The sequence below is a fragment of the Actinomadura sp. RB99 genome, assembly GCF_014706005.1.
GTDB lineage: Bacteria > Actinomycetota > Actinomycetes > Streptosporangiales > Streptosporangiaceae > Spirillospora.
In genome coordinates, this window is the sequence record NZ_JABMCA010000009.1 from 56,473 (window position 1) to 66,869 (window position 10,397).

At 71.1% G+C, this 10,397-nt stretch carries 14 protein-coding genes; 11 read left to right on the forward strand and 3 right to left on the reverse strand.

The genetic code is table 11. The features are described 5' to 3' along the window. The first annotated feature begins 87 nt into the window (after window positions 1–87). Window positions 88–690: an RNA polymerase sigma factor gene (locus amrb99_RS11180; protein WP_190855629.1), complete on the forward strand. Its 603-nt coding sequence runs from the start codon at window positions 88–90 to the stop codon at window positions 688–690. Further along, window positions 687–1,814: a CU044_5270 family protein gene (locus tag amrb99_RS11185; protein WP_190855631.1), complete on the forward strand. Its 1,128-nt coding sequence runs from the start codon at window positions 687–689 to the stop codon at window positions 1,812–1,814. Before amrb99_RS11180 ends, amrb99_RS11185 begins: the two co-directional genes overlap by 4 nt. Window positions 1,815–1,852: 38 nt before the next feature. On the opposite strand, the gene amrb99_RS11190 is transcribed toward amrb99_RS11185, so the two are convergent. Then, on the reverse strand, window positions 1,853–2,281 hold the full coding sequence (locus amrb99_RS11190) for an ATP-binding protein (RefSeq protein WP_190855633.1): 429 nt from the start codon (window positions 2,279–2,281) through the stop codon (window positions 1,853–1,855). A gap of 101 nt (window positions 2,282–2,382) precedes the next feature. Between amrb99_RS11190 and amrb99_RS11195 the strand changes: the two genes are divergently transcribed. The 6 genes from amrb99_RS11195 (at window position 2,383) to amrb99_RS11220 (ending at window position 6,156) form a co-directional block, all read left to right on the forward strand. After that, a complete protein-coding gene (locus tag amrb99_RS11195; RefSeq protein ID WP_190855636.1) occupies window positions 2,383–3,198 on the forward strand; it encodes a helix-turn-helix transcriptional regulator in 816 nt (271 codons plus the stop codon). Next, window positions 3,195–3,389: a DUF397 domain-containing protein gene (locus amrb99_RS11200; protein ID WP_190855639.1), complete on the forward strand. Its 195-nt coding sequence runs from the start codon at window positions 3,195–3,197 to the stop codon at window positions 3,387–3,389. Before amrb99_RS11195 ends, amrb99_RS11200 begins: the two co-directional genes overlap by 4 nt. A gap of 4 nt (window positions 3,390–3,393) precedes the next feature. Then, a complete protein-coding gene (locus tag amrb99_RS50055; RefSeq protein ID WP_190855641.1) occupies window positions 3,394–3,576 on the forward strand; it encodes a DUF397 domain-containing protein in 183 nt (60 codons plus the stop codon). A 4-nt stretch (window positions 3,577–3,580) separates the two neighbouring features. Beyond that, on the forward strand, window positions 3,581–3,769 hold the full coding sequence (locus amrb99_RS50940) for a DUF397 domain-containing protein (protein ID WP_190855644.1): 189 nt from the start codon (window positions 3,581–3,583) through the stop codon (window positions 3,767–3,769). Between the two features lie 79 nt (window positions 3,770–3,848). Further along, window positions 3,849–4,757, forward strand: a complete 909-nt coding sequence (gene vph, locus amrb99_RS11215; protein WP_347256632.1) for a viomycin phosphotransferase — start codon at window positions 3,849–3,851, stop codon at window positions 4,755–4,757. Window positions 4,758–4,785: 28 nt separating this feature from the next. Next, the gene (locus tag amrb99_RS11220; RefSeq protein ID WP_190855647.1) at window positions 4,786–6,156 is read left to right on the forward strand and encodes a hypothetical protein; all 1,371 of its coding nucleotides are present in this window, start codon (window positions 4,786–4,788) and stop codon (window positions 6,154–6,156) included. Between the two features lie 46 nt (window positions 6,157–6,202). On the opposite strand, the gene amrb99_RS11225 is transcribed toward amrb99_RS11220, so the two are convergent. Then, window positions 6,203–7,279: an SMI1/KNR4 family protein gene (locus amrb99_RS11225; protein ID WP_190855649.1), complete on the reverse strand. Its 1,077-nt coding sequence runs from the start codon at window positions 7,277–7,279 to the stop codon at window positions 6,203–6,205. A gap of 264 nt (window positions 7,280–7,543) precedes the next feature. On the opposite strand from amrb99_RS11225, the gene amrb99_RS11230 reads away from it, so the two are divergent. After that, window positions 7,544–8,314: a hypothetical protein gene (locus amrb99_RS11230; RefSeq protein WP_190855651.1), complete on the forward strand. Its 771-nt coding sequence runs from the start codon at window positions 7,544–7,546 to the stop codon at window positions 8,312–8,314. 86 nt (window positions 8,315–8,400) lie between these two features. Continuing rightward, window positions 8,401–9,357 carry a 2,3,4,5-tetrahydropyridine-2,6-dicarboxylate N-succinyltransferase gene (dapD, locus tag amrb99_RS11235; RefSeq protein ID WP_347256633.1) on the forward strand — a complete coding sequence of 319 codons (957 nt, stop codon included), beginning with the start codon at window positions 8,401–8,403 and terminating at the stop codon, window positions 9,355–9,357. Between the two features lie 55 nt (window positions 9,358–9,412). On the opposite strand, the gene amrb99_RS11240 is transcribed toward dapD, so the two are convergent. Continuing rightward, window positions 9,413–9,871 (reverse strand): STAS domain-containing protein, encoded by a 459-nt coding sequence (locus amrb99_RS11240; RefSeq protein WP_190855655.1) that lies wholly within the window; start codon window positions 9,869–9,871, stop codon window positions 9,413–9,415. A gap of 202 nt (window positions 9,872–10,073) precedes the next feature. Here amrb99_RS11240 and amrb99_RS11245 point away from each other — a divergent pair, with 202 nt between their 5' ends. Next, a complete protein-coding gene (locus amrb99_RS11245) occupies window positions 10,074–10,388 on the forward strand; it encodes a winged helix-turn-helix domain-containing protein (RefSeq protein WP_190855658.1) in 315 nt (104 codons plus the stop codon). Window positions 10,389–10,397 lie beyond the last annotated feature (9 nt).

Genomic DNA, 10,397 nt, shown 5'->3' on the forward strand with positions numbered 1-10,397 from the left:
CGTCGCCGGGTCCTGTCCGTGTGAAGGGTTGCCGCACGGGCGGCGGAGTAGGGGTGACCGATCGCCCCAGCGAAGGACGAGGTGACGATGAGCCACACCCCCGCCGCCGCGGACCCGCTCCGCGACGACGCCGTGGGGATCGAGGCATCGTGGCATGAGCCTGAGCAGTTCGCTGAGATCTTCCACCGCCACTTCCCCGACGTCCACCGGTACGTCGCGGGACGGCTCGGCCCCGACGCCGCCGACGACATCGCCGCGGAGACGTTCCTGACGGCCTACCGGCGGCGCGACAGGTACGACCCGGCGCGCGGCGCCCTGCGGCCGTGGCTGTTCGGCATCGCCACCAACCTGGTGGCGACGCACCGGCGCGGCGAGGCCCGCTACTTGCGGACGCTCGCCAGAACGCCCGGCGCCGGTCCCCAGACGGGGCATGAGGAGCAGGTCGTGGCCCAGGTCAGCGCCGGTCTCGTGCGGGGCAGCCTCGCCGAGGCGCTCCGCGGCCTGTCGCCGGGGGACCGCGACGTGCTGCTGCTGGTCGCCCTCGGCGACTGCACCTATCCCGAGGTCGCCGAGGCGCTCGGCCTCAAGCCCGGAACGGTGGCCTCCCGGCTGAACCGGGCCCGCCGCAAGCTCCGTGACGCCCTGGGCGGGGTGGACCCCACGCTCATCACCGAGGAGTCAGACCGATGAACGAGATCGACCTGGTGCGCGAAGCCCTCGGGCGGCCGCGTCCCACCGAACAGGAGACCGCCGCGGCGCTCGCCCATGTGCAGCGGGACATCGCCGGCGGGGCCGCCCCCCGGCGCCCGCGCGGCCTCGCCGCTGGCAGGAAGCGCCTGTGGGCCGGCGGCTTCGGCCTCACCGCCGTCGCCGCGGCGGCGGCCGTCGCGGTGCCCGTCCTGGGGGCGTCGCCGGAGACCGGACCGCACCGATCGACCGCACCGCCCCCGGCCGCTCGGACGGTGCTGCTCGCAGCGGCGCGGAGCGCCGAACGGCACGACGACACGATGCGCGGGTACTGGCACGATACGAGCACCTCGCGCCTCTACTACCGGCTGCACGCGCCGACCGGCGACTACACCGTCGTCTGGGCGCGGCGCTTCGAAGGCTGGACGCCGAGCGGCCCCACCGGGCGCGACTGCGGCCGCCGGCAGGATCTCGGCACCCGCCCGGCCGGGCCCGCCGACCAGGCGGCCTGGCGCCGCGCGGGCTCCCCCGCCACCTTCGCGATCCCCATGGACCGCAAGGGGTTCGCGCCGATGACGCTCAAGCTGGCGGCGGGGGCGCCGACCACCGCCTGCCGGGCCCTCCCGCCCGACGGGGCGATCTTCTCGCTCGGCGGCAACGTCACCATGAAGGACCTGCGTGCGCTGCCCGCCGACCCGAACCGCCTCAAGCGGCTGCTCCTCGAGCGGTTCGGCAGGTCCGGCCGCGACACCGAGCCGCTGACCAGGAACAAGACCGGCGACTCCTGGATGTTCTCGGTCGCCCGCGACATCATCCTCACCATGCCGGTGACCCCACGGGTCCGCGCGGCCGCCTTCCGGATGATCGCCGACCTGCCGACCGTCCGGACGATCGGCTCGGTGCGGGACGCGGAGGGGCGCCAGGGCACGGCGGTCGCGATCGACGAGCACACCTCCGACGGGGACCTGGAGCACCGCCTGATCATCGACCAGGCGTCCGGGACCGCCCTGGCCTACGAGCAGCTCGTCCTCAAGCCGGCGGGCAGGAACGCGGGACGCGCACCGGGCTCGCCGATCAACTCGGTGGTGAACCTGGCGTCCGGCTGGACCGACACCGCCCCGCGCTGACCGGGGTCCCCAGGCGCCGACCGACGACCGGAGCGGATTCACGGAGACAGGCGGGCCCAGATCCACTTGCCGCCGTTCGGGTCCTGGGTCGCGCCGCAGCGGGTCGAGAGGGACTGGACGATGTGCAGGCCCCAGCCGCCGTTGTCGTCGAACGCCTCCGCGGAGAGGTCGAGGTCTTCGAGGGTGAGCCTCCGGAACGGCTTCGGGCGCGGCACGCCGAGGCCGGAGTCCCAGACGGCGATGACGACCCCCTGCGCGTCCCGGCTGAGCTGGAAGCGGATCTCCTTGTGCGGCGTCTCGCGCGCCGCGTTCGTGACGAGTTCGGAGACGATCAGCAGCGCATCGTCAAGAATGCGCGAATATCCCCATTTGCACATCCACGCATCCGCAAGAGTGCGCGCCAGCCCCACCGTGGCCGGCGTCGCGAGCATGGGAATGATCAAATCCCCCGCCGCCGTCATCACCATCGTCCCCACCCTCGCCAACGTTTTCGATTTCTTGTGGCAAGGATCACCCGATCGTTCTACGTTGTGCCTGTAGTCCCCCGATCCGGATACAGGAGAGAGCGATGCCGATCGTCCGCGACCCCCTCAACCCGAAGCTCTCCATGTGGCACTTCCTAGCCTTCTACCTGCGGTTTTGGCGAGAGAAGATGGGACTGTCACTCACCCAGTGCGGCGAGATAATGGGCGTGCAGCGCGGCACTGTATCCAACTTCGAGGCGGGGCGACGGCGGCCACAGGAAGACCACATGCGGGCACTCGATAAGCATTACGGAACCGGATGGCTATTTCAGCTTTTGCTCTGGTTCGCCCGAATGGCCCACGACCCGGACTGGGGCCGCCAACTCGTCAAGTACGAGGAAGAGGCCCACATCATCAGGACCTACCACGGCCAGGTGATCCCGCTCGCCCTCCAGACCGACGAGTACACCTGGGCCTACGTCCAATCGGGAACACCGAAGGACTTCGAGGCGGAGATGGCTGAGCGAGTTGCTCGCAAGAAGTCCTTCTTTGCGCGGGGAACCGATGTAGAGATGTGGGCCATCCTCGACGAGAGCGTGTTGGCTCGTGAGGTAGGCAGCCGTCAGGTGATGAAGAAGCAACTGGAGCACCTGCTGTGCATGACCGACCTACCGCAGGTCAGCCTGCGCATCATCCCGTTCAAGTCGGGCGCCCATCTCGGCGTCGACGGTGCCCTGCAGGTACTCAGCCTAGAGAGCCGCGACATCGCGTACTCGGGCGCGCAGAACGGAGGTCGCTTGATCGAGACGCCTGGCGAGGTCCGCGAACTGTCAGTTAAGTTCGATCGCATAGGCGCCGCGGCGGCCTCTCTCGAGGCCTCCCGCGACATCATCAAGCGGTACTTGGAGAGCTACCAATGATCGTGAAATGGCGCAAGAGTTCTTTCAGCGGCGGAGCGGACGACCAGCACTGCGTTGAGCTGGGACGTCTTGCGCCGGGGGTCGGCATCGGGGTCCGGGACTCGAAGAACCCCAACGGCGGGCACCTCACCCTCACCCCCACGCAGTTCACGGACATCATCGACCAGCTCAAGCGACACACGGAGCGCTGAGACCGTGCAGTGGCGCAAGAGCTCCTACAGCGGCGGCGCGAACGACGAACAGTGCGTTGAACTGGGACGCCTCTCGCCCGGCATCGGGGTCCGGGACTCAAAGAACCCCAACGGCGGGCACCTCACCCTCACCCCCACGCAGTTCACGGACATCATCGACCAGCTCAAGCGACACACGGAGCGCTGAGACCGTGCAGTGGCGCAAGAGTTCTTACACCGGCGGCGCGAACGACAACCAGTGCGTTGAGCTGGGACGTCTTGCACCGGGGGTCGGCATCGGGGTGCGGGACTCGAAGGACCCCGGCGGCGGGCACCTCACTCTCACGGTCGGCGAGTTCGCCGCCCTTCTGGCGCGCATCAAGCGCACCACGTCCCCCTGACCAGACCCCACGACACAGCTCCCCGGACGGCCCGGCGGCCCGGTCGCCGGGCCGTCCGCATCCCATCTACCAGCGCTTCGTGCACATCGCCTCCGATCCATCGAAGGACCCAGAGGTCACGCTCGTGAGCATCCTTACGACGCATCGCGCTCTGCTGGACCGTCTGCTGCCCGACGACCGACCGGACGGCCTTGCCGTACGTCAGGGGCAATTCCACATCGTGGTCATCGGCTCGGACCGCGTCGTCTGCCTGCCTCGCACCCGGGCGGCGGCCGCCCGGTTGCCCCAGCGGGCGGCCGCGCTGCACGCGCTCGCGGGCCTCGACCTCGGTTTCCGCACACCTGAGCCGCTGCTCCGGGGCGGCGCCCACGACACCAGCGAGACGCCGTTCCTGGTGCTCAGCCGCATTCCCGGGGAACCGCTGGAGGCCGACGCCCTCAACGATGCCCGCGTGCTCGACGCCGTGGCGGCGCAGTACGCCATGCTGCTGTCCGGTCTGGCCCGTGCGGGCACCGACGAGACGGTACGGGCCGTTCTACCCCAGGCATCAGAAGGCCGGTGGCGGCTGTTCGCGGAGAACGTCCGCGCGGAGCTGTTCCAGCTCATGTCCGACAGCGGGCGCCTACGGGCCGATCGGGAACTCACAGCGCTCGACGGCCTCCCCCACCTCACCCGAGCAGTGGTCCACGGCGACCTCGGTCCCGAGAACGTCCTGTGGGAGTGGACGCACGGGCTGCCGCACCTCTCCGGAGTGCTCGACTGGGACGATGTCGCACTCGGCGACCCGGCCGAGGACCTCGCGGCCATCGGTGCCGGCTACGGCCCTGAGCTCCTGGAGCGGGTGCTCGCTCTAGGCAGCAGGTCGAACCACGGACTCCGTACCCGCATCGCCGCGATCCGCGGCACGTTCGCATTGCAGCAAGCCCTCTACGCGCTCCGCGACGGCGACGAAGAGGAACTCGCGGACGGCCTGGCAGGCTACCGCTGAGGCGCGGCGCCCAGTGGTGCGGGGACCGGTGGCGCGGCGACCGATAGGATGCCGCCGCTTTCGTCACTTCCGCGCTACCCCCGGCCGGGAAGGCGAACGATGGACTGGGAGGCCGGTCATTCAGATTCCCATCCTGGCGCGGCGCCGCTGGTTCCTCGCGGTGCTCGTCCCGGTCATCGTCGTGGCGGCCGTCGTCGTCGGTTTCGCGGTCCGCGGCTCCTCCAGTGGCGCATCGGTCGAATTCGTGCTGGGAGCCGGTACTTCCGACAGCGGCGGCGGACCGCAGCGAAGGGTGCCCGGGGAAGTGCAGAGCATGACCGCGGACGAGCACGGGAACGTCGCCCTGTTCACGTTGGACTCCCAAGGCTTCGAACTCTGGACGGCCGATCCCGGCGGAGCCGTCGCGCGGGTGCGCGTCCCCGCTCTGGACCGGTTCGGCGCCGAGGCGTTGGGCCAGGCGGTTCAGGCGGCCGCCGCGCCGGACGGCAGTCTCTATCTGGCGCTCGACGCCGAGGGCCTGTGGAGGGTCACCAGGGACGGGCAGGCGACCAGGGTCGTCGCGACGGCGCGCGAGCGCCCCCTCACGGACCAAACGCCTGCGGAGCGGGTCCCGCCTCTGTCGGTGAACGGGGTGGCGGTCGCCGATGACGGGACCGTGTTCTTCAGCGACCGGCAGAACCAGCGCAATTCGCTCCTCGTCCACCGCCTGCGTTCGGGCCGGACGATCAGAGTCGCAGGCACTCCCCTAAATGCCACGCAAGAAGCCCCGAAAAAGGATCCGAATCTCCTGGATCCGAAGACCGGTGCTCCCGCCGAAGACACCTACATCCCCGAGGACGGCAACGCGCCGCTGGCGTGGAACAGCGGGAACCTGTACGTGCACACCGGTCGCGGAATCCTGAGAATCGCCACCGCGACGGAACGGATCTATCCCGTCGTCGGGTCCCGCGACACGGCCTCCCTCAAGCTTCCGGACGCACCGTTCAAGCCGTTCGGCAAGGCCATCAACGGATATGTCGACGCCCCGCGCGACGGCGACGACGAGCACGCATCGAGCATCGCCGTGGACCGGGCCACCGGCGGCCTCTACTACGGTGCCGGCGACCCCCGGCCCGGCAACGGCACGACCGGGATCTCCGCGAGATTCCGGTGGAGCGGCGACCTCACCAAGTCCCAGCGCGAGTTCCGCGACTCGCTGCGCAACGCTCAGCAGACCGTCTACCAGGTCGGCCGGAACGGCGACCTGTCCGCGGTCACCGCCGGAGCCGAAGCGCTCTCCACCGGGGACGGATACCTGTACCTCGCCGTCGACACCTGCCCATCCGGCGAGGCCAAGTGCGGCATCGCGAACGACCGGTCAGCGGTCATCCGGCTGCGCCTCCCCACGAAGGGCAAGTGACGGACCCACCGCACCCGGACGCCCGCGCCGCAACGGCCCTGCGCGTTCAGGTGCGGGGAGGGCGCGGTCCCCAGAACGGCCACGCCCATTCCGCGGGGTCGCCGAGGGAGGCGTCCGTCATGTCCAGGCCGACGCCGGTCAGCTCGGCGACGAGGAGCTCGGTCAGCGGCCCGAACTCCACGACGTCGCCGTAGCCCAGGTTCACCACGGGCCAGCGGTCCGGGTCCGGGCCGGTGGTGTCCCAGCACAGCGTGTCGCGTCCCTCGGTGCTGCCGCAGTAAAGCAGCCCGCCGGGCTCCGGATACCCCTTGTAGCGGCGATCGGGGTGCGCGGGATTGCGGCAGTTCTCGGCCCACTTCCGGTAATAGTGGCCGTACTCCGCGAGGTGTTCCGCGAGGCCGTCCGGGGCTTGGACGAAGATGCCGTTCACGGCGAACCGCCCGCCGGCGCCGTACACCTCGTATAGGCGCTTGTAGTCGGCGGGCAGCGCGGGGACGCCCAGCTCCTGCTCGATGGCCTCCCAGTCATAGCCGGCGTCACGGGCGGTGGCCGGACGGCCCGGCCCGATGATGGTCCGCAGCTGGGCCAGGGGATCCCGGACGCCGCCCCGGACGGGCTCGGCCGGTGCCGCGACCGGGTGCCCGGCACGCGTGAACGTGCGCTCGCGCGGGACGGGCGGCGGCGCGAGCACCGGCAGGTCGAGCCGGCCGTCGAGCCACTCGTCGAGGAACTCGGTGATGGTGAGGTTGAGCTGCTGCCGCCCGTGCCCGTCCAGCGCCACCAGCCATCGGGCGGGATCGTCGCCGAACGGCAGCCACCAGCACGTCTCCCCGCCGGTGAACACGCCCCAGAGCCTCGCCTCCGGATGCGGCGGCTCGTGCTCGCGCTGCTCGGCCTCCATGCCGAAACCGCCGTCGCCGCCCGGCACGAGGATCCGCAGCACGCCCGCCAGGGTTCCCGGGCCGGTCCGGGAGACCAGCGCGGCGTAGTCGTCTGGGCAGGAACCGCTCGGGATCTGCGGCTCCCGGCCGGGGCCGCCGCCGTCCGGGACGCTCCGGAAGGTCGCGGCCAGCCTCTCGCCCGCCTGCCGGAGACCGTCCGCGGCGGAAACATGATCGTTCACCCGCCGGACCCTACCGCTATCACATGGCCATCGGCGCGGCGGGCATTTTATCGCGGCGTTCCTCGAATTCCGGGGAAACACCGGTCCCGGCCCCCGCAATTACACCGGCGATAAAGGGCTGGCCGGATACGGACGAGATCCTTTCCAGGCGGTCATCGTCGCAATTCATACCCCGTGATAGATGTTCATTGGCCGATTGAACGGGGGCGGGTGCGTGGCGCTCGCGGCGCGCGAAATGGCGTGCGAAAAGATCAAGGAGTCTGGATGCCATTGTTCGGCAGACGCAAGGCCGCGCGGACCGGCACCGCCGCACCGCCGGACGCGGGCCCGCAGTGCCTCCGCCTGGACTCCGGGCGCCGCTTCCGCAGCGGGCTCGCGCTCGACGACGCCCTGCGCTCCCTCACCGCGACGGTGGAGTCCTACGGCGAGCGGCCCTACGAGCACATGCCGCTGGTCCACCAGCCCGGATTCGTGTGGCTGGGGCCGGACGAGCCCCCGGCCCGCGTCGTGGGCTTCCACGACACCGAGGACGATTTCGTGTTCGGCGCTTTCTGGAAGACGCCGGCGGGCACCGAGTCGGGGCTGTTCCCGCTCGGCGCCGGCCCCGACCGGCTCAACCGGATGAAGCTCCCCGGGATGTGGAAGCGGCGGGACCCGTCCCTGGCGTCCATCGGAACCCTTCCGCCCGGCATCGTCGGCCTGACGGCCCCGCGCCTCTCCCCCACCTACCTGGAGGACATCGTCCGCACGGCCGGTTTCCCGCCTTCCGAGGGGAACCTCGCCGTCCTCCATGAGCATGTGAGGACCCTGTTCCTCATCAAGGCGTCGCAATTCATCGGCATGCGGCAGCGGGCCGCCGCCGAGCGCTTCGCCGACGCCCACGAGGACGCGTCCGCCCAGCAGGTCCTCGACGGCCTCGCCTCGACGCTGCCCGTGGTGACGCCGTACATCCAGGCCCTCCCCGACCGGGTGCGCGGCCTCCTCCTCGAATCCGTGGACGAGGCGCAGAACCCCTGGCGCCGGATGCACCGCTGAGGCGTTCCTCGCCGGTCGGTCCACGCCGGTTGCCATGAGGGGGCGGGCGGGCCGTTACCGTGTTCGGCATGGTCGGAACGGGATTTGTGACAGACGGAGCGGTCGGCGACGGCATCGCCACGGTGGCGGACGACGGCACGGTGCTCGACACCTGGTTCCCCGAGCCGCGGCTCGCCGGGGAGGCCGGCAAGGGGACCCGCCGGCTGGACGCCGGCGAGGCGCGCGCGGTGTTCGGCGAGGACGTCGCGGTCGGGCGGGACGAGGCGCGGCGGGTCGAGACCGTCGCGGTGCGGACGGAGATCGGCAGCCTCGCCGACCCGCCCGTGGACGCGCACGACGTGTACCTGCGGCTGCACCTGCTGTCGGCGCGGCTGGTCCGCCCCCACCGGGTCAACCTGGAGGGGATCTTCGGCCTGCTCGCGACGGTGGTGTGGACGAGCGCCGGGCCGTGCGCGGTGGACGGCTTCGAGCGGGTCCGGACGGCGCTGCGGGCGCGGGGCCCGGTCACGGTGGACGGGGTCGACAAGTTCCCGCGGATGACCGACTACGTCGTGCCGTCCGGGGTGCGGATCGCCGACGCGTCGCGGGTCCGGCTCGGCGCGCACCTGGCGGCCGGCACCACGGTGATGCACGAGGGGTTCGTGAACTTCAACGCCGGGACGCTCGGCACGTCCATGATCGAGGGCCGGGTGTCCGCGGGCGTGGTGGTCGGCGCGGACTCCGACGTGGGCGGCGGGGCGTCGATCATGGGGACGCTGTCGGGCGGCGGCACGCAGGTCATCTCGGTCGGCGAGCGCTGCCTGCTGGGCGCCAACTCCGGCATCGGGATCTCGCTGGGCGACGACTGCGTCGTGGAGGCGGGCCTGTACGTGACGGCGGGCACCAAGGTGGCCCTGCCGGACGGCACCGCGGTCAAGGCCGCGGAGCTGTCCGGGCGGTCGGGGCTGCTGCTGCGCCGCAACTCCGGCACGGGCGCCGTGGAGGCGCTGCCCCGCAACGGCGCGAAGATCGCGCTGAACACCGACCTCCACACCAACAACTGAAGATCGCGTGCGGGCTCCCCCCTCTGGAGCCCGCACGCGACCTGCGGTTCCCGAATCAGGCTGAGCGGGCGGCGTCCGGGGGGTGCGCGCCCGTGGCGGCGGGGACGTCGTCCAGTCGCGGCACGCAGATCCGGCGCAGGTACCGGTTGAGCGCGGGGTGGACGGCTCCGCCGAGCGGGGCGACGAGGTGCAGGGCGCCCCTGGCGGCGGAGACGGTGAAGCGCGTCTTGGTCAGCAGCGCGGTGCCGTGCTGGTCGATCGCGTCGACCTCGCTGAGGTCGAGGACCAGGTTCAGGGGGCGTCCGGCCAGCACGGTCGTGGTGAGGATCTTCGCCTCGGCGGTCACGACGGTCTCGGCGACCAGCTGCCCCTTCATCATCAGGACGGTCGCGCCGTCGCGGGTGCCGGTCTCGAAGGCGAGGGCGGGGCGGGCGCGCGGCGCGGACTCCGCGCTTAGGGGCTCACCGGCGCAGTGATCCGGTGTGACCTGCGACGTGGCGGACTGCACGAGCATGGTGTAGCACCCTCCTCACGTGACGACGGCGTCGACTACTGATCCTGCTTGCCGCAAAGATGTTACAGGAAAAATTATTCGGCAAAACCCTGTCGTATCATGGCGGAGTGGCCGACACCTCCCGCACCGGCGGGGCGGGGCACCGCTCGAGCTCCGCCCGCGCTCGCCGCCGGGAGGAAGCACCGGACAGCGGAGGTCGCCGATGGAGGACGCCAGGACACGGCAGGACCGGAAGCCGTGGACGTTCCTGACCAACCACGCCCGGGTCCTGATCTGCATCGCCCGGGATCCCGACCTGCGCGTCCGCGACGTCGCGGACCAGATCGGGATCACCGAGCGGGCGGCGCAGCTGATCATCACGGACCTGGAGGAGGCGGGGTACCTCGTCCGGACCCGCGTCGGCCGCCGCAACACCTACACCATCAACGGCGACCGGCCGTTCCGGCACCCGGCCGAGTCCGACCACGACGTCCGGGACCTCATCGAGGTGTTCCTCGGCGAAGGCTCCTACGCCTGAGCGCCCCGA

Excerpts from the sequence above, each read along its gene's own strand:
- amrb99_RS11200 (WP_190855639.1), top strand. The coding sequence starts at position 3,195 with ATGATCGTGAAATGGCGCAAGAGTTCTTTCAGCGGCGGAGCGGACGAC.
- amrb99_RS11230 (WP_190855651.1), top strand. The coding sequence starts at position 7,544 with ATGCCATTGTTCGGCAGACGCAAGGCCGCGCGGACCGGCACCGCCGCA.
- amrb99_RS11180 (WP_190855629.1), top strand. The coding sequence starts at position 88 with ATGAGCCACACCCCCGCCGCCGCGGACCCGCTCCGCGACGACGCCGTG.
- amrb99_RS11245 (WP_190855658.1), top strand. The coding sequence starts at position 10,074 with ATGGAGGACGCCAGGACACGGCAGGACCGGAAGCCGTGGACGTTCCTG.
- amrb99_RS11195 (WP_190855636.1), top strand. The coding sequence starts at position 2,383 with ATGCCGATCGTCCGCGACCCCCTCAACCCGAAGCTCTCCATGTGGCAC.
- amrb99_RS11190 (WP_190855633.1), bottom strand. The coding sequence starts at position 2,281 with ATGGTGATGACGGCGGCGGGGGATTTGATCATTCCCATGCTCGCGACG.
- amrb99_RS11185 (WP_190855631.1), top strand. The coding sequence starts at position 687 with ATGAACGAGATCGACCTGGTGCGCGAAGCCCTCGGGCGGCCGCGTCCC.
- amrb99_RS11240 (WP_190855655.1), bottom strand. The coding sequence starts at position 9,871 with ATGCTCGTGCAGTCCGCCACGTCGCAGGTCACACCGGATCACTGCGCC.